The organism is Priestia sp. SIMBA_032, from assembly GCF_046535215.1.
Taxonomy (GTDB): domain Bacteria; phylum Bacillota; class Bacilli; order Bacillales; family Bacillaceae_H; genus Priestia; species Priestia aryabhattai.
Genome location: NZ_JAWRXD010000385.1, coordinates 1 through 303 on the forward strand (window position 1 = coordinate 1; position 303 = coordinate 303).

The following is a 303-nucleotide window of genomic DNA, read 5'->3' on the forward strand; positions in this document are numbered from 1 at the left end:
CTTTATATGTTAGTAATGTAGTAGAGGAATCGGCTATGCTTACCGCTATTACATTAACAGCTTTCCATTTACTATTCTTTTGGATTGCTAGTGTGTATCGATTAATTAAAATTTTAGGGTTTGTAGGAGCGATTAAAGACCAATTGGAGCATGCTGCTTCTATATTTGGGGCAAAACTGCCAAAGAAAGAAATACAGCTGATACAGAGCTTTCCAGGGGCTTGTTCTATTTTATTAGGAGCAATTGTGTATATTGCTTTCACTATTTATCAAAACGGAGGTATGTTAGCTTGAATAGTAGAAT

General features: G+C 35.0%; 1 pseudogene. It reads left to right on the forward strand.

Features of this window, described 5'->3' with window-relative positions:
- Positions 1-293: pseudogene (locus SB717_RS34855) on the forward strand (hypothetical protein); the annotation flags it as partial.
- Positions 294-303: the final 10 nt, after the last annotated feature.